The organism is Propionibacterium sp. oral taxon 192 str. F0372 (assembly GCF_000413315.1).
Taxonomy (GTDB): domain Bacteria; phylum Actinomycetota; class Actinomycetes; order Propionibacteriales; family Propionibacteriaceae; genus Brooklawnia.
The window spans coordinates 2,391,189-2,412,339 of the sequence record NZ_KE340297.1 but is presented as its reverse complement, the minus strand read 5'-3'; the positions used below and the strand labels follow the sequence as shown (position 1 = coordinate 2,412,339).

The following is a 21,151-nucleotide window of genomic DNA, read 5'->3' as shown; positions in this document are numbered from 1 at the left end:
GGTAGAGGACTGCACCTGCCATCCATCTGGGTCGTTTCGATGACACTCGATATCTGGACAGGTTTGTTTGTGAAAGCTGATCAGGTGCCTGCCGCATCAATCACCCGCACCTGGGTCGCCTTGATTGAGCACCAGAGACTCCCGGAAATCTGTCCGGTCAGCTCTGCCCATGCGGCGGTGGTGACTCGTACGTTCAGTGGAGAACCATCGGAGAGCTCTACGCGGACGGTGACCAGTCCCGAAGCTTGCGTTGCGGACAGAACCTTGGCAGACAGCATCGTCCGTGGAGAACCCGTGACCAGGTGAGGGTGGAGCGATACGGCCTCTGGTGGGAAGACCATCGTCGCGCGCTCGGGCCGACTCTCACCTTCTGTGGGGAACCAGGCAGAGACCAGTTCCTGTTGGCCGATGCCGATCGACAACAGACCGTCCGCTCTGGGTACCACAGGTCCTGAGACGATGTTTAGGCCGGCCAACCGAGCCGTGAATCGGCTCGTGGGTGATCGAAGCAACTGCGAGGGTGGACCTGATTCAACCACTCGCCCGGCGTCCATGATCACCAGCTGGTCCGCCAATTCCAAGGCCTCCATGGGATCATGAGTGATGAGGATCGTGGTCGTCGAGAGGGTGCACAGCCGGTGACGCAGCACCCGGCTCACGCGGTCTGTCGCCTGGACGTCCAGTGCGGCCGTCGGCTCGTCCAACACGAGCAGATCGGGTTCGAACACCAGCGCCCTCGCCAGCGCGATCCTGGCAGCCTGCCCACCCGAGAGCTGGGTTCCCCGTCGACCAGCCAGATGGGAGGCGCCGAAGAGTTGTAACTGTTCCATCGCCCGGGTCTCGGCGGCAGAGCGCGGAATTCCCCTTGATCGCAGGGGATAGGCGACGTTCGCCAGCACGGACATGTGTCCGAATACATTCGGTTGCTGCCCGAGTGCCGCTACCCGCCTGTCCCTCGCAGGGACGAAGACTCCAGGACCGTCCAACTTCCTGTCAGCGATCATCACCGATCCCGAGTCGAGCGCCAGTCTCCCTGCCAGGACGTCCGCCAGGGTTGACTTACCCGCACCGTTGTGACCCATGATCGCGACCACCTGACCTGGTGGAATATCCAGCTTCACCTGCCAGTCCCGTTTCAGGATTCCTCCGTCGACGAGGACGGAAGCTGCAGGAGGAGAGGAAGTCACCTGGTGCTGGCTCTCTCCCGGGGTGTCGTCGTCGGAATCATCGAACACCGTGTCTACGGTGTCAGGGATCCTTCGCCATTCGGTGGTTGCCACGATGATGGCGGCCACGACGACCAGGAGCATGCCTAGGACGAGTGCTTCACCGGGATCGGACTCACGGGCCAGATAGATCTGGAGTGGCAGCGTGCGGGTCGTTCCCTGCAGAGAGCCTGCGAAGGTGAGGGTGGCACCGAATTCGCCAAGGCAACGGGCCAGCGCGAGAGATGCGCCACGAACGAGCCCGGGTACCACTAGGGGCAGGGTGATGGTCATGAGTACCCGGGTCGGGCTTGCTCCGAGTCCCGCTGCAGTCTTCTCCAATTCGCGCGGTCTGACTCTGAGCGCGGCCTCGAGTGTCACCACCAGGAAGGGCAGGGAGACGAACACCTGGGCCAAGACGACGGCAGTGGTGGAGAAGGCGACCTGCCACCCCACCGATTCCAGCCATGGCCCAATGACCCCACGTCGCCCGAACACTGTCAGCAGTGCTAGGCCTGCGACCACTGGAGGCAGACTGAGGGGCAGGGCAACCAGCACCCGGGCGACGCGGACCCCTGGCCAGGGCCGGGACAAGACCACGGCCAGCGGGATGCCCAGCGTGAGGTCGACGAGCAGGGCTACAAGGCAGGTGCGCAGACTCAGCCACAGCGCGTCGACCGATGACCGGTGGCTCAGCGTTGCCAAAATGTTGCTCCACGGGATGCGGCCACTCATCAGGATGAGGGGCAGCACTAGGTAGACGATGCCGATACACGCTAATACCGTTAGCCACAGTGGCGCCGAGGATGCGCGGGGGCAAGACCTGTGCCATATTCGGGTGGGCGCCTTCGCAGGATCAGGACACATGCCATCGACTCGGTCGGAGCCTCGCGGAGAAGCCCTTCGTCGGATCACGGTTGGGCGCCGAAGCCGTATTCCGCCAGTCTCTGCTGACCTTCGGGGGACAACACCGCATCAATGAAGATCTGAGCCGTGTCGGAGTGGGAGGAGTCGGCCACCAAAGCGATTGGATACGTGTTCACCACATCATTCGCCCGGTTAATCTCTATCACTTCCACCTCATCGCCTGCAGAGATCGCGTCGGTCCGGTAGACGATGCCGGCGTCTGCTTCGCCCGACCTGACCTTGTTCATGACATCGGTGACCGACTGCTCCTCGGACACCGGGGCCAAGGAGACGCCGAGCAGCGCGGTGAGTTCGACGGTTGCCGATCCGCACGGTACCTGGGGTGCGCAGACGACCAAATTCTTGCCGTTCATAGAGGAGTCCAAGCCAGTGATGCCTGCAGGATTCCCGGCGGGCGTGACTAGGGTCAGCACATTGGTGGTGAAGGTTCTGGGAGCGGTGACGAGGTTCGCCTGAACAGCCTTGTCCATCGTCGACTGGTTGGCAGTCGCCAGGATATCTGCCCTCGCACCGTTGATCAGCTGGTCGACCAAGGACTGGGAACCGGCGAGATTGAGATTGACGGTCAATCCTGGGGTGGTGGCCTCCACATCGTGGCTGATCGCGGTGAATGACTTCTCGAGTGAAGCTGCGGCAAACACCGTGATCGTGACCTGCTCGTCCCCTGAGGGCTCGGAAGAGGAGACCGACGATGATGAACCACAGGCGAGCAGACCACCGATCAGGACTACCGCCATGAGATGCCACTTGGTCAGAATGCCTGTCATGGTTGGACTCCGATCATCTCCGGATTGTATGCCTGAAGAGGCAGTGCTCACCGACGGTCGCTGACGAAGACCTCTCGCGTGCACGCAGTGGTGAAAGTATACTCCATTTTTTCGGGGATCCTCCCTCGGAAACGGAATCGATTGTGCATTCGCACCGGTTCCGTGACGATCGTCGATTTTCCGGCTCCCACCTTGGGCTTGCAATGAGCTTGTCGTGTATAGGGCATCCCCGGTCTGCTGTCGGATCGTGAGTGGGAAGGATGATCGTTTCGCGCCCTGATGCCTTGCGATGAAGGCATGCGCCGTGCTGGGCTTACCCCGTTCTGTGATTCCGTTGATCGAGATGGGATGAAGGAGGATACCATGACCGGACGTGACTTCGACCTCAGTACGGTGTCGACGACCATCGTGGTCAGCAGCGATCGGGTTCTGCGGGGGGAACGTCCAGACAGGGCGGGGCCACAGGCAACTGCCCATCTGGAGGCCGCAGGCATCGGGCGGGTCGACACCGTTGTCGTGGCCGAGGGATTGGAGCCGGTGGCCACCGCAGTGCGGCGGGCACTGGGAGCAGGGTCCCGATTCATCCTCGTGCTGGGAGGCACAGGTTTCGGACGGGACAACGAGGCGCCTGAGGCGGTTCGCGGTCTTATCGAGGTGGAGATCCCGGGCATCGCCGAACAAATCCGGGCCCACGGCCTAGACAGTACCTCACTGTCGGGGCTGTCCCGGTCGGTGGCCGGTGTCACATCCCGGGAACGAGGAGCCCTGATCGTTGCTTCCCCCGGTTCCGTCGGCGGTGCGAAAGATACTCTTGATGTGGTGATACCCCTTCTCGGGGCCGTGTTTGCGCAGCTCGAGGAGGAACGCTGAGCTTGGTTCAGGGTTGTACCCGGCCGTGCCAGTCGACAACGTCCTGCCACGTGTCGATGTCCTGGCTGAACTCCGGTGCTGTGTGTACGGCTGCGACCTTGAGCACGCCCAAAGCCCGATGAACGCTGCAACCATGGGGAGGAACCAAGGCCAGGGCTCGACGCAGCGCTCCGAGACGATAGCAGGCTTGGAGACGTTGGATGAATGGTTCAGGAGCACCTCCGACCACCACGGCACCGTCCAGCCCCGATCTGCTGGTGGCCTCGACGAGATCACTGACAAAACAGACTGCCCCCGGGGTGTCAACAGCCAGGATCAGCACGAGGTCGCAGGGCGGAGCGTCCTCAAGCTCCGCGATTCCTGCACCGATACCCGCTACGGGACCACCCGCCGGAGGATCTTCCAGGGTGCGTGTCACCGTATCGGGGACGACCACGGAGTCCGGGGCCACCACGATCATCCGCCCATCCGCCACGGCGGCCGCGGCCTCAAGGACGATGTCCAGTACTCGGCGTCCTGACAGCATGATGTCTGCCTTGGAAACACCGCCCAGTCTCTTCCCGCGTCCGCCGGCGAGGATAACGGCATGAACGGTCGTCCTGAAGGAAGGCTGGGATGGACAGAGCATCGTGAACGTGTACCTCAAGGAATCTGAACGTGTGGAGTACTCGTCCCCATACGGTATCGTCGCACCCATGTCCGCAACAGACCGATCCGGGAGGACAGATACCCTTCTGCTGCGCGACAAGTTCGATCGCGTCGCACGAGACCTTCGAGTCTCCCTCACCGATCGGTGCAATCTACGGTGCAGCTACTGCATGCCACCTGAGGGCTTGGAATGGCTGCCCGACGAGTGCACCCTGACCGATGACGAAGTCGTCCGTTTGTGCCGCATCGGGGTGGAGATACTGGGAATTCGAGCAATCCGGTTCACCGGCGGTGAGCCTCTGTTGCGTCCGGGTTTGGAGGCAATTGTGCAGGAGGTATCCCAACTGCGCACCGATGAGGGCATGGTTCCCGACATCTCTATGACGACCAACGGTTTGGGACTTGCACACCGTGCCCACAGGCTCGCCGGAGCAGGGATGGTGCGGGTGAATATCTCCTTGGACACCATCGATGCGGATCATTTCAGACAGATCACCAGGCGTGACCGCCTACCCGATGTGCTGGCAGGTATCGCTGCGGCCGGTGATGCCGGGCTATCGCCTATCAAGGTCAATGCCGTGCTCCTCAAGGGAATCAACGATGAAGGTGCCGGGGCACTGCTGGAATTTTGCCTGAACCGTGGCATCGAATTGAGGTTTATTGAGCAGATGCCGATTGGTCCCCGTCAGGCTTGGGATCGCTCCAGGCTCGTGACACGGGACGACATCCTGGCCTTGCTCGGGCGGGACCACCGGCTTACACCCGTGGAACGCTGCGAGAGGTCGGCCCCCGCACGGCTGTGGCTCGTCGACGACGATCCGGAGAATCGGGTGGGGATCATCGCCTCGGTGTCTGAGCCCTTCTGCGCGGACTGTGACAGGACCCGACTGACGAGCGATGGGCAGATTCGCAGTTGCCTGTTCGCCACCAGGGAATTCGACTTGCGAGGGATCCTGCGCGGCGGTGGCTCCGACGTGGAGGTGGCAAGGGCTTGGGCGGATGCGATGTGGCTGAAGCCTTCCGCGCACGGCTTGGACGAGGTCAATTTTGCGACGCCATCACGTACGATGAGTCGGATCGGAGGATGAGCATATCCACCTCTTAGGTGCCCCTAACCTAAGTGATGATGAGGCTGCTCATCGACGCTCCCGATTTATTCTTGGTAATGTCCCTCCTAAATGAGAGACGGAAACTCCCGCTCGCTTGGCCTGAGGAGTGCGATGAACTCGACACGGTTTGTGCTTACGGAATGGGATGCCGAGGACGCGCAGTCCTGGGACTCGAGGTTGGCTTGGAAGACACTGATCATCTCTACCTACTCGCTGGTGCTGGCCTTCTGCGTGTGGTTCCTGGTCTCGGCCATCGCGCCCAAATTGACCCAGATCGGTTTTGATCTCACCAAGCAACAGCTGTACTGGCTCACTGCGATGCCGGGACTGTCGGGTGGCCTGATCCGGCTGCTCTACATGTTCCTGCCACCAATCATCGGTACGCGCAAACTCGTCGGCATTAGTTCCCTGCTGTACGTCATCCCGATGATGGGGTGGTTCTTCGCGGTGCAGAACACCGACACCTCCTTCGGGGTGTTGATGGGGCTCGCAATCTTGTGCGGCATCGGTGGTGGTACCTTCTCGGGATACATGCCCTCCACTGGTTACTTCTTCCCCAAACGTCTGTCGGGTACGGCCTTGGGCCTGCAGGCGGGAATCGGCAATCTGGGTATGTCCCTCATCCAACTGGTGGGCCCGGTGCTGATGGGGTTCTCGCTGTTTGGTATCACCTGGGTCGCCCCACAGCACAATGCCGATGGCGGCTCGATCTGGGTCCACAATGCCGCAATCTTCTTCGTTCCCTGGGCGGTTCTTGCTGCGGTTCTCGCCTTCACCCTGCTCCGGGACGTCCCTGTGAAGGCCAACTTCCGTCAACAGATCGACATCTTCGGAAACCCAAACACGTGGTTGATGACGCTGCTCTACGTCATGACCTTCGGGCTGTTCTCCGGTTTCAGCGCCCAATTCGGTCTGTTGATTAACAACACTTACGGTAGAGAGTCTGCTTTCGCGGAACAGGACGGGATCCCCCTGGGCGCTACCTACGCTTTTCTTGGGCCGCTCATTGCATCTCTCGTCAGGGCCGCATGGGGGCCGTTGTGTGACAAGTTTGGGGGAGCGATCTGGACCTTTGTCTCGGGCGTGGGCGTCACCGGAACTCTGATCTGGGCGGCACTGTTCCTGAACCCCACGAGTCTGGACCAGTTCCCGGGTTTCCTGTGGGCGATGCTCGCCTTCTTCTTCTTCAGCGGTATCGGCAACGCAGGCACCTTCAAGCAGATGCCAATGGTTATGCCGAGGCTTCAGGCTGGGGGAGCGATCGGCTTCACCGCGGCAGTCGCTTCCTTCGGTCCGTTCTTCGTCGGTATCGCCCTATCCCAGATGCAGGCCGCCACGTGGTTCTGGATCTGTGCCATCTACGCCGCCGTGTGCTCGGGTGTCTGCTGGTTCCAGTACGCCCGCCCTAAGGCCCCCTTCCCAGGTTGAGTTCGCCATTGGCCGATCTGAGTTCAACAAGGAGAGACATGACCGAGACATCGACTTCCACTGGAGGATCACCTCTGCTCCGTATGGGATCCTGGCTGCGTCGCGGCAGGGCCAGCGAGGACACCCGCCAGATCTTCCTGGAAGGTGGCCGTCAGGCCGACGCCTTCTACCGGCAACGCTGGAGTCACGACAAGGTGGCGCGGTCAACCCATGGGGTGAACTGCACTGGATCATGTTCGTGGAAGATCTACGTCAAGGATGGAATCATCACCTGGGAATCCCAGCAGACTGACTACCCCACCACCGGGCCTGATATGCCGGAATACGAACCCCGCGGATGCCCCAGGGGGGCAGCATTCTCCTGGTACGAGTACTCTCCGACTCGGATCAGGTTCCCTTACGTCCGTTCGGTCCTGCTTGACTCTTTTCGTGAGGCTCGCGCCCGGCTCGGGGACCCTGTAGACGCCTGGGGGGAGATCGTCTCCGACCCGGTGCGTTCCCGAGCCTACAAGTCGGCACGTGGCACCGGTGGGATGGTCCGGGTGAGCTGGGAGGAGGCCACCGAGATCATCGCTGCTGCCTACACCTACACGATCAAGACCTTCGGTCCCGATAGAATTGCTGGCTTTAGCGTTATCCCTGCCATGTCGATGATCTCCTACGGGGCGGGCTCCAGGTTCCATGAACTGCTCGGTGGGGCCATGCTGTCCTTCTACGATTGGTACGCCGACCTTCCCCCCGCATCACCGCAGGTCTTCGGGGACCAGACCGACGTCCCGGAGTCCGGGGACTGGTTCAACTCACAGTTCCTCATCATGTGGGGTTCGAATGTTCCGGTCACCCGAACCCCGGATGCCCATTTCATGGCGGAGGCCAGGTACCATGGGCAGAAAGTCGTCGTGGTTAGCCCCGACTTTGCGGACAACACGAAATTCGCCGATGACTGGCTGAGGGTACAACCGGGCACCGATGCGGCGCTGGCGATCGCCATGGGACACGTGATTCTCAACGAATTCCACGTCCGACGCCGGGAGTCGATGTTTCTCGACTACATGAAGCGGTATTCCGACGCGCCCTTCCTGATCGAACTGGACTCCCACAGTCGACACGAGGCGTCCGGCTCCAAGCCATTCGTGCCCGGCAAATTCCTGACCGCGGAGAAGATGCCGATCGGGACTACCGCGCGCACCGAGAACGCAGCCTTCCGTCCATTAGTGCTCGACGTCGACGGCCGGGTCAAGGACCCAGGTGGGACCCTCGCCGATCACTTCGGCGAGCAGGGAGCTGGTCACTGGAACCTGGATCTCGACGGGGTCGACCCGGTGATGTCGCTGATGGACACTGACGATTGGGAGCCGGTCGAGGTGTTGCTGCCCAGATTCGATCTGCCGCCGTCGGCAGGGGAAGATTCCATCGGCGGTGGAATATTGCGGCGAGGCGTGCCCGCACGCCGGATCGGCGGACGGTTGGTGACCACGGTCTTCGACCTGCTGCTGGCCAATTACGCAGTCGCCCGTGAGGGACTGCCGGGCGAGTGGCCGACCGGCTATGATGATGCCTCAGCCCCGGGCACCCCTGCCTGGCAGGAGGAGTTCACCGGAGTGGCCGCGGGTGCCGCGGAGAGAATTGGTCGTGAGTTCGCTCTTAACGCCCTTGAATCCAACGGCCGCTCAATGATCCTGATGGGTGCGGGTACTAACCACTACCTGCACTCGGACACGATCTACCGCACCTTCCTCGCCCTGACCACCATGTGCGCTACTCAGGGGGTCAATGGTGGAGGATGGGCCCACTACGTCGGTCAGGAGAAAGTACGGCCGATCACCGGATGGGCCTCCTACGCCTTCGCCCTCGACTGGCACCGCCCTGCCCGGCAGATGATCGCCACCGGGTGGTACTACCTGACCACCGATCAGTGGCGCTATGACGGAGCCCGTGCCGACCAACTCGCGTCGCCGCTGGGTGCGGGAAAACTCGCGGGCAAGACCACGGCTGACACGCTCGTGGAATCTGCCAAGCGCGGCTGGATGCCGTCCTATCCGACCTTTGACAGATCTCCGCTCGTGCTGGGTGACGAGGCCAGGGCCGCGGGCAAGACCCCGGCGGAATACGTGGCGGAGGAACTGACTGCGGGGAGGTTACACTTCGCCGCGGAGGATCCTGACGCCGAGGGGAACATACCCCGCATCCTGGCGAACTGGCGGACAAACCTGCTCGGTTCCTCCGCCAAGGGCACCGAATTCTTCCTGCGGCACATGCTGGGGGCCAACAATGATGTCAATGCCGAGGAACTGGCCGAGGGGCGACGCCCGTCGACGATGGTCTGGCGTGACGAGACCCCCAGAGGCAAACTCGACCTGATGTGGACTGCGGACTTCCGCAACACCTCGACGACCCTCCACTCGGACATCGTGCTGCCTGCGGCGACTTGGTATGAGAAGAACGACCTCTCCTCGACCGACATGCACCCGTTCGTCCATCCGTTCACAGTTGCCATTGAGCCACCGTGGGAGGCACGATCCGATTTCGAGACCTACCAGACACTGGCGAGGCTGATCTCCATGATGGCGGTCAAGCATCTCGGGAGTCATGTCGACGCCGTGGCCGCGCCGCTCAACCACGACACCCCGGACGAACTGACCACTCCTGGAGGAGTCGTTCCCGATCTGGGGGAGTGGACCCCCGGTGTCACGATGCCGAAGATCGTCGCGGTGGAGCGGGACTATACCCGGATCGGGGAGAAATTCGACACGCTGGGCCCGCTGGCAGACGAGTTGGGCATGGTGACCAAGGGGATCGTTTTTCGCCCTGACCGGGAGGTGACCGAACTCGGTCAGATGAACGGGGTGGCGACCGACGGCGCCGGGGCGGGGCGACCCCTGCTGGATACCGATGTGAAGGCCATCAACTCCGTCCTGCGACTGTCCGGGACCACCAACGGGAGGCTCGCGACCGAGGGCTTCAAGACCTTGGAACAGCGTACTGGCACAAGACTCCACGACCTGTCCGAGGGCGACGAGGAGAAGAGGATCAGCTTCGATGACGTGGTCATCCAGCCCCGTTCGGTGATCACCTCTCCCGAGTGGTCCGGTTCTGAGCACGGCGGTCGCCGGTATTCGGCCTTCGTCCAGAACCTGGAACGTCACCGCCCCTGGCATACCCTAACCGGGCGCCCGCAGTTCTACATGGATCACGACTGGATGATTGATATGGGTGAGGCGATGCCGGTGTTCCGTCCGCCGGTGTCCCTGCCCCATCTATACGGCGAGCACCCGGTCGGTTACGTGGGAACTGCACAGGAGGACGTGGCCGAGGTCGCCGTCCGCTACCTGACGATTCACAACAAATGGGCCATCCATTCCCAGTACTACGACAACCCGCACATGCTGACGCTCGGGCGTGGTGGGCAGACCGTCTGGATGAGTCCAGCCGATGCGACGAAGATCGGGGTGAGCGACAACGAGTGGATAGAGGCCTACAATCGCAACGGCATCGTCTCGGCCAGGGCGATCGTCTCCCACCGGATTCCCGAGGGAACGGTGTACATGTACCACGCCCAGGAGCGCGTGGCGAACACTCCGCTGACCGAACGTTCGGGACGGCGCGGGGGTATTCACAACTCCTTGACCCGGATCCTGCTCAAACCAAGCCACCTGATCGGCGGTTATGCCCAGTTCTCCTACGCTTTCAACTACTACGGTCCCACCGGCAACCAGCGTGACGAGGTTACCCTGATCCGCCGTCGTGACCAGGAGGTACAGTTCTGATGAAGGTCATGGCCCAGATCGCGATGGTGATGAATCTCGACAAGTGCATCGGTTGCCACACCTGTTCGGTCACCTGCAAGCAAGCATGGACCAACCGCGAAGGAACCGAGTATGTCTGGTTCAACAACGTGGAGACGAAGCCCGGCGTTGGGTATCCACGTCGGTGGGAGGACCAAGACGATTGGCACGGCGGATGGCGGCGGACCAGTTCTGGCAAGCTCGTCCCGCGGCTTGGTGGGCGTCTGTCGACCCTGGCCCGAATCTTCTCCAATCCCCGGTTGCCGGTGATGGACGACTACTACGAACCTTGGACCTACGAGTACGACAAGCTGCTCTCGGCTCCTGCTAATTCGAAGAACATCCCGGTCGCCCGCGCGAAGTCCCGGATCACCGGTGAGTACATGGACACCATCAAGTGGGGACCGAACTGGGATGACGACCTGGGTGGGTCTTTGGAGACTTTGGACACTGATCCCGTGCTCACCAGAATGAATCTCGAGGTCAAGAAGACCATTGAGGACTCGTTTATGTTCTACCTGCCCAGGATCTGCGAGCATTGTCTGAATCCAACTTGCGTCTCGGTTTGTCCCTCCGGTGCCATGTACAAGCGTGCGGAAGATGGGGTCGTACTGGTGGACCAGGATAGGTGCCGTGGCTGGCGGATGTGCGTCTCCGGCTGCCCCTATAAGAAGGTCTACTTCAACCACTCGTCTGGCAAGGCGGAGAAATGTACCTTGTGCTATCCCCGTCTGGAGATAGGCCAACCCACCGTGTGCTCCGAGACCTGTGTGGGACGGTTGCGCTACCTCGGCGTCCTGCTGTACGACGCGGATCGGGTTGAGTGGGCAGCCTCACGTCCCGACGAGACTGAACTGTACGCCGCCCAGCGTGAGATTCTGCTCGACCCCTTCGATCCCCAAGTGGTGAGGCAGGCGAAGATGAACGGGGTGCCGCACTCCTGGATCGAGGCAGCCCAGCAATCTCCGATCCGGCAGTTGATCACCGACTTCCAGGTCGCCCTGCCGTTGCACCCCGAGTACCGCACCCTTCCGATGGTCTGGTACGTGCCACCGTTGTCGCCCGTCATTGATGCGGTCACCGCCAGCGGTAACGACGCGGAGAACCACAAGGTGATGCTCAGCGCGCTGTCACAGATGCGAATCCCTCTAGAATACCTTGCAGGCCTGTTTACCGCGGGAGACACCGCACCCGTGGAACGCTCCCTGCGGCGTCTGGGAGCCATGCGGTCGTACATGAGAGATGTCTTCAACGGCAGGCCCGGGGACGAGTCCGTCGCTGCTGCGGTCGGGATGACGGGGAGCCAGATCGAGAAGATGTATCGATTGCTGTCCATCGCCAAATACGACGACCGCTACGTCATCCCCACGACCCACCCTGAGACGCCACGGGGGATCGCCGAACTGGAAGGATGCCCGGTCAGCTACGACGCAGAAGTCTTCTACGACCCCGGTGCCCTCGCTCTTGGCGTCGGCCAGGCAACTGGACGCGGGGCGAGGCTGCTACCCCTAGAGGTGATCAGATGAGCCGTACACTCGATCGGTTCCACCATCCTCAGGGCAGTTCTAGGCTAGCCGGGGCCGTCCACGTCTCGTTGGATCGGCCAGGTCGTCAGATCGTGGAAATGGCCTGTTCCCTGCTTCTGGACTATCCAGAAGAGGACATGACGGAAGAGGTCGCCCAGGTGCGTGCCGAATTGGGATCGTTGCCGAGGGCGGTTGCGGCGTCCATTGAGGAGTTCTGTGCTGCCGCTGAGTCTATGGGGGTACGGGCGAGTCAGGAACACTATGTGCGTACCTTCGACCACCAGCGTCGCTGCGCACTGTATCTCAGCTACTTCGTGGAGGGGGACACCCGTGGTCGGGGACAGGCGATCCTGGCCTTTCGGGAGATCATGCAGCGGGCCGGGTTTGAACAGGTGGGCAACGAACTGCCGGATTACGTGCCGGTCTGCCTTGAGTTCGCCGCTCTGGATGACAGCGGCACCGGGGAGGAACTTGTCGCATCACACCGCGAAGGCCTGGAGGTGGTCCGCTCCGCTCTCACCGACAGCGGGTCACACTACGCGAGGCTGCTTGATGCGTTGTTGATGATCCTTCCGTCACCGTCCCGGGACACAGTCGCGACAGTACGCCGTCTGATTTCCCAGGGCCCACCGACCGAACTCGTCGGACTCGGAATGCCGGGGGTCGGAGCCCCGGTTCCCGATCCGCTGAACGTCCAGCCAGTCCCTGTCGGCTTCAAAGAAAGGTGAATGCCATGTCGGTGGGCTTGATTCTTGCGTGGGCGGTGCTGCCTTATGTGTCGATCGTCATGCTCGTGGTCGGATTGGTCTGGCGATTCCGCACCGATCAGTACGGGTGGACGAGCCGATCCTCGCAGTGGAGGGAGTCCGCCATCTTGAGGTGGTCCTCCCCGATGTTCCACTTCGGTGTGCTGTTCGTGGCCATGGGGCATGTCCTGGGTCTGGCGGTACCGCAGTCGATGACTGATGCTCTGGGAGTGTCCCACCACGCCTACCATCTGATCGCCACCGTCCCAGGTTCCATCGCTGGGGTGGTCACCATCATTGGCCTGCTGGGGCTGCTGTACCGGCGGATCTTCGTCAAGTCGATCAGACTCGCGACGACGCGCATGGACGTCATCGCCTACATCCTGCTCGCCATTCCGATCCTGCTGGGTGCTGTGGCGACCTTCTCCACGCAGGTGTTCGGGCCTGATGGAGGGTACAACTACCGTGAGACGATATCTGTCTGGTTCCGTTCCATCCCGGTGCTCAGCCCGAGACCGGAGTTGATGGTAGGTGTGCCGTTAGTTTTCCAACTGCACATCATCGCGGGCATGCTGCTGTTCTGCATCTGGCCGTTCACCAGACTGGTCCATGTGGTGTCTGCTCCTGTGGGATACTTCACCCGGCCCTATGTCGTCTACCGCTCGCGCAGACCGGCGGATGCGACCCAGCCGGTTCCACGCGGCTGGTGAGGAAGATACGGCAGATCAGGAAGGAGATACGCCCCCGATGCCGAGTACTCCGGATCTAGACACCCTGTTTGACCGTCTGGCTCAGCTGACTCCTTCCCAGAGTTCCCTGTTGCGTCGTATCGCGAGTCATGCCGAGCCTGTGACGGTGGCGGGCTTGGCGGGCGAGGCTGAGCTGCACACCTCCAGTGTCCGGGAAGTCTTGGACGCCTTGGTCGAGATGGGCCTGGTGAGGAGCGTCAAGCTCCCATCCCAGGGCAGAGGGCGCCCTGCGCTGGGATACGCGGCGAACACCGAACCTCAGGTTCTCTCGCCGACCAGCATGATCCGTATGCTGACCGACTGCTATTTCGAGTGGTTGCACGTGACCGGGATCAATCGATCGGAGGCTGCCGAGCAGATCGGTGCTTTGATGGCCATCCGGGCACTGGGATTGATGCACGTGCCGATTCATCATGCCCCGGCACTGGGGTTCGACCTTGATGCTCACATGAACAAGATCCGGATGTTCTTCACCACTTTTGGCATGGGGGCATCTCCGCATCCCAGCGTGACCACTGCATTCGTGCTCAACGCCTGTCCCTTTGATGACAGTGAGGTGCCGAGCTCCGTGGCCCTCACGCTGCGACGGGGGTTCGTTGAGAAAGCGATCGAGCTCACCGCCTGCGGCATGGTGGAGACACGGTTTGAACCCGACGAGAAAGATTCCCGGCGATGCACGGTCCTGCTGTCGACCAAAACTGTCGATGCAGACGAGGAAACTATGATCACGATCAAATATTTCGGGGGCTCTGCCGATGCGGCAGGCTGCTCCAGCGAACGGACGGAGTTCCGTCATCGTCTGGGCGAGGTTCTTGCCGATGCGGTGGAACGGCACCCTGCGCTGGAGCCGATTATCGCGGTGAGCACCTTCTTGGTGGGCCAGCGTCCGGCGGAACGCGACCGGGAACTTGGGCCGGATTCGACGGTAGAGGTGCTGCCCCCCTTCGCCGGTGGCTGATGAGTCATCACCATCGACTCGCCACACCCTGACAGCCTAGAAAGGACGGCATTGACGAATCACGTGCGCACCGCAGTGGTCGAGACACCACTTGACGCTGCTGCCATCACCGCGAACATCGAGAATCCCCGATGCGGGGCGGTCGTCACCTTCTGCGGGGTAGTGCGCAACCATGACGCCGGTCTCGACGTCATCGCCATCGACTACTCTGCTCATCCCAGTGCGGGTCCCATCATGAAGGACATTGCCGACCGGGTCGTGCAAGACCACGGGGTGCATGCGATCGAGGCATGGCACCGGGTCGGTCGGCTAACGGTCGGTGAGGTGGCCATGGTCGTGGCCGCGGCTGCCGAGCACAGAGCGCAAGCCTTCGCGGCCGTGCAGTCCCTGGTCGATGAGGTCAAGACATCGGTTCCGGTGTGGAAATGCCAAATTTTATCCGATGACAGCCGCAGGTGGTCTGGGTTGTGACGGGAGCAAGGATTCCTCTGGGGACACCGGTCGGTCTTCGTCCAGATGCTGAGACCGCGTGGCAACGGCATCGTCGCAACTGGCTCGTATCGGGCATTGGCGTGGAGGGGCAGGCCAGGTTGCACGCTGCCAGGGTACTGGTGGTCGGTGCGGGAGGTTTGGGCTCTCCGGTCCTGCTCTATCTGGCTGCGGCGGGGATCGGACGACTGGGGATCGCCGATTTCGACTTGGTGGAGGTGAACAATCTCGCCCGACAGGTGCTCCACGGTCATGGTGACGTTGGTGATGCGAAATCAGCCTCGGCACGGCGACACTTGCTCCGACTTGATCCTGACCTGCGGGTAACTGAGCTCGGGAGGGTCACCTCCGAACTCCTGGACGGGCAGCGGAACGAATGGGACCTGATCGTTGAGTGCTCCGACAATTTCCCGACCAAGTACTTGGTCGGTGACTGGTGCGAACGCACCGGCAAACCGCTGGTGTGGGGCACCGTGGTGGACATGGTCTGGCAGGTGTCGGACTTCTGGTCCGATCCTCCACAGGGATGGCCGGTGACAAGCTTACGAGGTCTCCATGCGAGACAGCCAGCACCTCGTGAGACTCCTACGAGCACCGAGGTCGGAGTGCTCGGACCGGTGGTGGGTCAGGCGGGATGCACTATGGCGACCGAGGTAGTGAAGCTGATCACCGGTGTCGGTACCCCACTCATCGGGCAACTCCTTTACGGTGACGCTCGACGCAACCGCTACGAGACGCTGACCTTCATGGGCGGTTCGTGATGTCCAGCAGTTGGCAGGTAAAGACACATCGAGAATTCCTCGAATCACTGATCCGGGTGACCTCGACCATAGAGGTCGACGTGTCGGATCCCGAGAGCTGGGGTTGTGTGCTTGCCGCGGATATCCAGGCTAGGTTCGACACTCCACCATTCACGAATTCGGCGATGGACGGCTTTGCCGTCCGACATGCCGACCTGTCGTCGGCTCCCGGCTGCTCGGTGCAACTGGAGGTTAGCGGCGACGTGCCGGCCGGAGACTGCGCTAGTCACCGACTAGAACCTGGTAGAGCACTGCGTATCATGACCGGGGCCCTGCTCCCCAGGGGTGCGGACACCGTGGTGCGTGTCGAGGACACCGACCACCTGCCCGGGGCTCCGGAGGCGCCTCGCTGGGTTACGATCCGAGCCCCGTTCCCCGTGATCGGCTCCAACGTTCGTCAACGAGGTGAGGATCACGCTGTCGGATCCCTCGTCCTTGCCTCCGGAACAATCCTGGAGCCCGCGGCGGTGTCCGCCCTGGTGTCGGTGGGCGTTCCACGGGTACCGGTCCACCGCAGGCCACGGATCGGGATCCTGACCACCGGACGGGAACTGGTCATCCCGGGGGAGACCCCTGTAGCGGGTCAGATACCCGATTCAAATTCCGTCTTGCTCGCGGGGCTGGCCATGGCTGCCGGGGCGGAGGTGGTGGTGACAGAGCGCGTCGGCGACAATCCTGGACACCTGAGATCCACCCTAGCGGCGTGGCCGCAGGTGGATCTGGTCATCACCGCAGGGGGAATATCGGCGGGTGCCTTCGAGGTGGTGCGGCAGGGCCTGGAGTCCGAGGATGTGAGGTTCCACCACGTCGCCCAGCAGCCGGGCGGGCCCCAGGGGGGCGGTATGGTGCGGCTGAGCGGTATCGACGTGCCCGTCGTGTGCCTGCCGGGGAACCCGGTCGGGGTCTTCGCCAGTTTTCACCTGTACGTTGCGGGATTGATCGCCATGCTGGCTGGTAGGCAGGATCACAGCAGCCCTGCGACACTGACCGTGGAGGCAGGGGAAGAATGGAGTTCCCCGTCCGGGAAGGTGCAGCTGTGCCCGGTCCGTCGGATCGGTGCCGTGGTCCATCTCATTCATCGTCTGGGTTCAAAATCGCACCTGGTGGCGTCCCTGCCCCGTGCCGATGGGCTGGTGATGGTGCCGATAGGAACCGAGTGTGTGCGAATCGGAGACGCACTGGAATTCATCCGGACGAGGGGAGGAAACCGTGGTTGGTGAGTTGACCCATATCAGAGGTGACGGCAGCGCTCACATGGTTGATGTGACGGGCAAGCAACCAACAGTGCGCAGCGCTTCGGCAGTGGCGGAGGTAAGGTGCGCCGAGTCAACGCTGGATGTCTTGCGCCAAGGGGAGGTTCCTAAGGGAGATGTGATGGCGGTGGCGCGCATCGCCGGGATCCAAGGAGCCAAACGGGCTTCCGAACTGATTCCATTGGCCCATGTGATCGGGGTTCACGGATGCGAGGTGGATCTGGAACTGCTCGGGAACGGAATCAGGGTCCAGTCCACGGTGCGCACAGCGGATCGAACAGGGGTTGAGATGGAAGCCCTCACCGCGGTTACGGTGGCTGCCCTCACCCTGGTGGACATGCTCAAGTCGATCGACCGGACTCTGGTGATCCGTGAGGCGAAGATCGTCGCGAAGTCCGGTGGACGGTCTGGGGACTGGGTCAGGCCGCACGAGGATTGAAAGTTTCAGTGGTCGCTGCCACGGCGCTGTTCGAGGATGTGGCCGAGGACCGGAACCAGCGTCGCGATTGCATCCTTTACACCCCCGACCGAACCGGGCGCGTTCACCACCAGGCTGGCATCGGGCTCGCGGCTGGTGAGTCCGACGAGTCCGCGACCAAGCATCGCTCCCGGGACACCGGGCAGTCCGGCCCTGCGGATCGCATCGGCAACCCCAGGAATCTCGCAGGTCAGAAGAGGTGCGGTCGCCTCCGGGGTCACATCGCGGGGGCCGACACCAGTTCCCCCCGTGGTGAACACCAGATCAACCCGGTCCGAGGCACCGGTGATGCAGCCACGGATCAGGCCCACGTCATCGGGCACTATCTCCACAGCAACGACGTCCACACCTGCGGCCCTCAACAGGCGTGCGGCCAGGGGCCCCGACTCATCGGTTCTCCGCCCGACGGCGCAACGATCCGAGACGGTGATCACGATTGCGGTGATTGTGGATGCCATGTCCCGAATCTAGTCCATGGGCGGCGGGCTCCGGTCGTGGGCGACCGAGCGTCATATGGATCGCTCGGAACTCCGGACTAGACCGTCACCGGGCCTGCCATAGGCCTCCCCATCCTCAGTGAATCGGTCAGGGTCTAGGCCCAGTCATTACAGGGATCGGTTAACCTTCATGTGCCGATGTCTCCGGACGCGTTCCGGCTCGTCAGCAAGCACAGATACTCGGATAATGTGAGGCGCGCGTTCTGTGTCAGGATGTCGACCGTAGACTGAGCATCACGCATTCCGGCGGACGGAGGACCATGGTGCAGCAGGGGTATCGAGCAATGGCTCGGGTGTTCGGTGTCGTGTTCCCCATAGTCGGTGCAGCTGCCATTGTTGGTGGCAAATTCGCGGAGCATTTCGTCGCCGGACAACTGCGCTCCGAGGAGATCACCATGCCCGGTGCAGAGGACATTGAGCGTGAAGTGGGCATCGGACTGGTCAGTGAACAGGATGCCACCCGTCTCAGGCCCCATGCTGGGATGACCCTGTCCAGCGGCGACCAGGCGAGGATTTACGCAGACCACTACGTGCTGTCGCACATGATCTTCGCGGCTGAAAAGGCCGGCGTGCCCAGGGACAAGGCCACCTATGCCGGGGTAGGGGATTTCGCTCAGGAATTGACCCTCGAACTGCGCGACGAGGTACGTCGGGACAACCCGGAGCTTGGCCCCGGGGAGGTCAATGCCTTAGCAAGGGCCGAAATCAATGATCCAGAATCGGACTACTCACTGGCCAGACGGATCAAATCCCTCCACGAGCTGCGTGCCGAGAATTTTTTCATGGGCAACTCGATTCGGGGCATGCTGCTCAACGCCTACGGATGGTGGCTGCTGGGGCAGATCGCCAAATGGGCCGGCTGCGGGTTGATCGGGCTCGGCGCGGCCCTGTTCGGCGGTAGCTGGTTGGGTCGGCGTGACTGATTGGGCGGGTGAGCACTTCGCGGTCATGGCGCGGTTCATGGGATGATTGAGTGACTGAACCCAGCGGTTGACGAATGTTTCGATGTCCGCTGGCCACCCGAACTTGGAAAGTGTTGATGACCGCTCCACAACCCGGCCGGACCGATCCGGCGCTGATCCGAAATTTCAGCATCATCGCCCACATCGACCATGGCAAATCGACCTTGGCCGACCGGATGCTTCAACTCACCGGCGTCGTCGATGAGCGTGCCATGCGGGCCCAGTACTTGGACCGGATGGACATCGAACGAGAGCGGGGCATCACCATCAAGTCCCAAGCAGTCCGCATGCCGTGGAGTCATGCGGGCAAGCAGTACGTACTCAACATGATCGACACGCCGGGACACGTAGACTTCACCTACGAGGTGAGTCGCTCCCTGGAAGCCTGTGAGGGCGCGCTGCTCCTCGTCGATGCGGCCCAGGGCATCGAAGCCCAGACCCTGGCGAATCTCTACCTTGCGTTGGAAGCCGATCTGACGATCATCCCAGTACTCAACAAGATCGACCTTCCTGGCGCCCAGCCCGACAAATTTGCCAAAGAACTTGCCTCGATCATCGGTTGTAATCCCGGCGAGGTACTGCGGGTGAGTGCCAAGACAGGGGAAGGGGTGAACGGTCTGCTTGACGAGATCGTCACTCAGATGCCGCCACCCGTGGGAGAGACCGACGCGCCCACGCGAGCATTAATCTTTGACTCGGTCTATGACGTCTTCCGGGGCGTCGTCACCTATATCCGGGTGGTTGACGGGAGAATCAGCCACCGTGACCGGATCACCATGATGTCCACCAATGCCACGCACGAGGCCCTTGAGGTTGGCGTGATCTCGCCCGAACCAGTGAAATCGGCGGGCCTGGGCGTCGGTGAGGTTGGCTACCTGATTACTGGTGTAAAGGATGTCCGCCAGTCTCGAGTGGGCGACACCGTGACCCTTTCCCGGCTTCCTGCCGAACAGATGCTTGCCGGATACCGTAACCCCAACCCCATGGTCTTCGCCGGGGTTTTCCCGATCGACGGTAATGATTTCCCCGCGCTGCGGGAGGCCTTGGAAAAGCTACAACTCAACGATGCGGCGCTCACCTTTGAACCGGAGACCTCCGCGGCCCTCGGTTTCGGTTTCCGGGTCGGCTTCCTCGGACTGCTGCACATGGAGATCGTCCGAGAACGCCTTGAACGGGAGTTCAACTTGGATCTGATCTCCACCGCACCCAATGTCAACTACACCATCGTCATGGAGGATGGTAGCGAGCACCATGTGACGAACCCCTCCGAGTTCCCCGATGGCAAGGTGGCCGAGGTGTACGAGCCGATGGTCAAGGGCACGATTCTCACCCCGGCCGAGTTCATCGGGGTGGTGATGGAACTGTGTCAGAATCGCAGGGGAATCCAGAAGGGGATGGACTACCTTTCCGAGGATCGTGTGGAGATGCGCTACGAGCTTCCTCTCGCTGAGATCGTCTTCGACTTCTTCGACGCCCTCAAATCACGCACCAAGGGATACGCATCCCTCGACTATGACGAGGCGGGTGCGCAGTCGGCGGATCTGGTCAAGGTGGACATCCTGCTGAACGGGGAACCGGTCGATGCTTTCAGCGCTATCGTCCACAAAGACAAGGCCTACCAATACGGGGTGGCGATGACCGCCAAGCTCAAGGAACTCATTCCCCGTCAACAGTTCGAGGTGCCGGTTCAGGCTGCGGTTGGTTCTCGGGTCATCGCACGGGAGACGATCAGGGCCATTCGCAAGGATGTCCTGGCCAAGTGCTACGGCGGTGACATCACCCGTAAGCGCAAGCTTCTGGAAAAACAGAAGGAAGGCAAGAAGCGGATGAAGATGGTCGGGCGCGTCGAAGTTCCCCAAGAGGCCTTTGTCGCTGCCCTGTCCACAGGTGAAGGGCCGAGGAAAAGAAACTGAACCGCTGACCTCGGTGGGTGGCCGATTCAGCCCACCCACCG

At 61.8% G+C, this 21,151-nt stretch carries 18 protein-coding genes; 14 read left to right on the top strand and 4 right to left on the bottom strand.

The window, feature by feature from the left end; all coding sequences use genetic code 11:
* Positions 1–80: 80 nt before the first annotated feature.
* Positions 81–2,072, bottom strand: coding sequence for an ABC transporter permease (locus HMPREF1531_RS11245; protein WP_016670081.1), 1,992 nt, complete (start codon positions 2,070–2,072; stop codon positions 81–83).
* A gap of 44 nt (positions 2,073–2,116) precedes the next feature.
* Positions 2,117–2,899: a molybdate ABC transporter substrate-binding protein gene (gene modA, locus HMPREF1531_RS11240; RefSeq protein ID WP_016670080.1), complete on the bottom strand. Its 783-nt coding sequence runs from the start codon at positions 2,897–2,899 to the stop codon at positions 2,117–2,119.
* A gap of 363 nt (positions 2,900–3,262) precedes the next feature.
* On the opposite strand from modA, the gene HMPREF1531_RS11235 reads away from it, so the two are divergent.
* Positions 3,263–3,769, top strand: coding sequence for a molybdopterin-binding protein (locus HMPREF1531_RS11235; RefSeq protein WP_016670079.1), 507 nt, complete (start codon positions 3,263–3,265; stop codon positions 3,767–3,769).
* 7 nt (positions 3,770–3,776) lie between these two features.
* Here HMPREF1531_RS11235 and mobA read toward each other — a convergent pair whose 3' ends face one another.
* Complete coding sequence (mobA, locus tag HMPREF1531_RS11230; RefSeq protein ID WP_016670078.1) at positions 3,777–4,397, bottom strand: molybdenum cofactor guanylyltransferase; 621 nt, start codon at positions 4,395–4,397, stop codon at positions 3,777–3,779.
* A 67-nt stretch (positions 4,398–4,464) separates the two neighbouring features.
* Here mobA and moaA point away from each other — a divergent pair, with 67 nt between their 5' ends.
* The 11 genes from moaA to moaC all read left to right on the top strand — a co-directional run bounded on the left by moaA (position 4,465) and on the right by moaC (position 17,699).
* Positions 4,465–5,505 carry a GTP 3',8-cyclase MoaA gene (moaA, locus tag HMPREF1531_RS11225; RefSeq protein ID WP_036899191.1) on the top strand — a complete coding sequence of 347 codons (1,041 nt, stop codon included), beginning with the start codon at positions 4,465–4,467 and terminating at the stop codon, positions 5,503–5,505.
* Between the two features lie 132 nt (positions 5,506–5,637).
* Positions 5,638–6,954, top strand: a complete 1,317-nt coding sequence (locus HMPREF1531_RS11220; protein ID WP_016670076.1) for a nitrate/nitrite transporter — start codon at positions 5,638–5,640, stop codon at positions 6,952–6,954.
* A gap of 38 nt (positions 6,955–6,992) precedes the next feature.
* The gene (locus HMPREF1531_RS11215) at positions 6,993–10,721 is read left to right on the top strand and encodes a nitrate reductase subunit alpha (protein ID WP_016670075.1); all 3,729 of its coding nucleotides are present in this window, start codon (positions 6,993–6,995) and stop codon (positions 10,719–10,721) included.
* Positions 10,721–12,265 (top strand): nitrate reductase subunit beta, encoded by a 1,545-nt coding sequence (narH, locus tag HMPREF1531_RS11210; protein WP_016670074.1) that lies wholly within the window; start codon positions 10,721–10,723, stop codon positions 12,263–12,265. Before HMPREF1531_RS11215 ends, narH begins: the two co-directional genes overlap by 1 nt.
* 98 nt (positions 12,266–12,363) lie before the next feature.
* Positions 12,364–12,993: a nitrate reductase molybdenum cofactor assembly chaperone gene (gene narJ, locus HMPREF1531_RS11205; RefSeq protein ID WP_198011096.1), complete on the top strand. Its 630-nt coding sequence runs from the start codon at positions 12,364–12,366 to the stop codon at positions 12,991–12,993.
* A 5-nt stretch (positions 12,994–12,998) separates the two neighbouring features.
* Positions 12,999–13,721 carry a respiratory nitrate reductase subunit gamma gene (narI, locus tag HMPREF1531_RS11200; RefSeq protein WP_016670072.1) on the top strand — a complete coding sequence of 241 codons (723 nt, stop codon included), beginning with the start codon at positions 12,999–13,001 and terminating at the stop codon, positions 13,719–13,721.
* A 37-nt stretch (positions 13,722–13,758) separates the two neighbouring features.
* Positions 13,759–14,718 carry a MarR family transcriptional regulator gene (locus HMPREF1531_RS11195; RefSeq protein WP_016670071.1) on the top strand — a complete coding sequence of 320 codons (960 nt, stop codon included), beginning with the start codon at positions 13,759–13,761 and terminating at the stop codon, positions 14,716–14,718.
* A 63-nt stretch (positions 14,719–14,781) separates the two neighbouring features.
* A complete protein-coding gene (locus tag HMPREF1531_RS11190) occupies positions 14,782–15,189 on the top strand; it encodes a molybdenum cofactor biosynthesis protein MoaE (RefSeq protein WP_442852416.1) in 408 nt (135 codons plus the stop codon).
* The gene (locus tag HMPREF1531_RS11185; protein WP_016670069.1) at positions 15,186–15,968 is read left to right on the top strand and encodes a HesA/MoeB/ThiF family protein; all 783 of its coding nucleotides are present in this window, start codon (positions 15,186–15,188) and stop codon (positions 15,966–15,968) included. The genes HMPREF1531_RS11190 and HMPREF1531_RS11185 overlap by 4 nt, the downstream gene beginning before the upstream one ends.
* Complete coding sequence (locus tag HMPREF1531_RS11180; protein ID WP_016670068.1) at positions 15,968–17,227, top strand: molybdopterin molybdotransferase MoeA; 1,260 nt, start codon at positions 15,968–15,970, stop codon at positions 17,225–17,227. Before HMPREF1531_RS11185 ends, HMPREF1531_RS11180 begins: the two co-directional genes overlap by 1 nt.
* Complete coding sequence (gene moaC, locus HMPREF1531_RS11175) at positions 17,217–17,699, top strand: cyclic pyranopterin monophosphate synthase MoaC (protein WP_016670067.1); 483 nt, start codon at positions 17,217–17,219, stop codon at positions 17,697–17,699. Before HMPREF1531_RS11180 ends, moaC begins: the two co-directional genes overlap by 11 nt.
* A gap of 5 nt (positions 17,700–17,704) precedes the next feature.
* Here moaC and HMPREF1531_RS11170 read toward each other — a convergent pair whose 3' ends face one another.
* Positions 17,705–18,196 carry a MogA/MoaB family molybdenum cofactor biosynthesis protein gene (locus tag HMPREF1531_RS11170; RefSeq protein WP_016670066.1) on the bottom strand — a complete coding sequence of 164 codons (492 nt, stop codon included), beginning with the start codon at positions 18,194–18,196 and terminating at the stop codon, positions 17,705–17,707.
* 323 nt (positions 18,197–18,519) lie between these two features.
* On the opposite strand from HMPREF1531_RS11170, the gene HMPREF1531_RS11165 reads away from it, so the two are divergent.
* Positions 18,520–19,158 carry a hypothetical protein gene (locus HMPREF1531_RS11165; protein WP_156860261.1) on the top strand — a complete coding sequence of 213 codons (639 nt, stop codon included), beginning with the start codon at positions 18,520–18,522 and terminating at the stop codon, positions 19,156–19,158.
* A 116-nt stretch (positions 19,159–19,274) separates the two neighbouring features.
* On the top strand, positions 19,275–21,110 hold the full coding sequence (gene lepA / locus HMPREF1531_RS11160) for a translation elongation factor 4 (RefSeq protein WP_016670064.1): 1,836 nt from the start codon (positions 19,275–19,277) through the stop codon (positions 21,108–21,110).
* The last annotated feature ends 41 nt before the right edge of the window (positions 21,111–21,151 follow it).

Coding starts and splice junctions, on each gene's coding strand:
- HMPREF1531_RS11245 (WP_016670081.1), bottom strand. CDS start 2,072: ATGTGTCCTGATCCTGCGAAGGCGCCCACCCGAATATGGCACAGGTCT.
- modA (WP_016670080.1), bottom strand. CDS start 2,899: ATGACAGGCATTCTGACCAAGTGGCATCTCATGGCGGTAGTCCTGATC.
- HMPREF1531_RS11235 (WP_016670079.1), top strand. CDS start 3,263: ATGACCGGACGTGACTTCGACCTCAGTACGGTGTCGACGACCATCGTG.
- mobA (WP_016670078.1), bottom strand. CDS start 4,397: ATGCTCTGTCCATCCCAGCCTTCCTTCAGGACGACCGTTCATGCCGTT.
- moaA (WP_036899191.1), top strand. CDS start 4,465: ATGTCCGCAACAGACCGATCCGGGAGGACAGATACCCTTCTGCTGCGC.
- HMPREF1531_RS11220 (WP_016670076.1), top strand. CDS start 5,638: ATGAACTCGACACGGTTTGTGCTTACGGAATGGGATGCCGAGGACGCG.
- HMPREF1531_RS11215 (WP_016670075.1), top strand. CDS start 6,993: ATGACCGAGACATCGACTTCCACTGGAGGATCACCTCTGCTCCGTATG.
- narH (WP_016670074.1), top strand. CDS start 10,721: ATGAAGGTCATGGCCCAGATCGCGATGGTGATGAATCTCGACAAGTGC.
- narJ (WP_198011096.1), top strand. CDS start 12,364: ATGGCCTGTTCCCTGCTTCTGGACTATCCAGAAGAGGACATGACGGAA.
- narI (WP_016670072.1), top strand. CDS start 12,999: ATGTCGGTGGGCTTGATTCTTGCGTGGGCGGTGCTGCCTTATGTGTCG.
- HMPREF1531_RS11195 (WP_016670071.1), top strand. CDS start 13,759: ATGCCGAGTACTCCGGATCTAGACACCCTGTTTGACCGTCTGGCTCAG.
- HMPREF1531_RS11180 (WP_016670068.1), top strand. CDS start 15,968: ATGTCCAGCAGTTGGCAGGTAAAGACACATCGAGAATTCCTCGAATCA.
- HMPREF1531_RS11170 (WP_016670066.1), bottom strand. CDS start 18,196: ATGGCATCCACAATCACCGCAATCGTGATCACCGTCTCGGATCGTTGC.
- HMPREF1531_RS11165 (WP_156860261.1), top strand. CDS start 18,520: ATGGCTCGGGTGTTCGGTGTCGTGTTCCCCATAGTCGGTGCAGCTGCC.
- lepA (WP_016670064.1), top strand. CDS start 19,275: ATGACCGCTCCACAACCCGGCCGGACCGATCCGGCGCTGATCCGAAAT.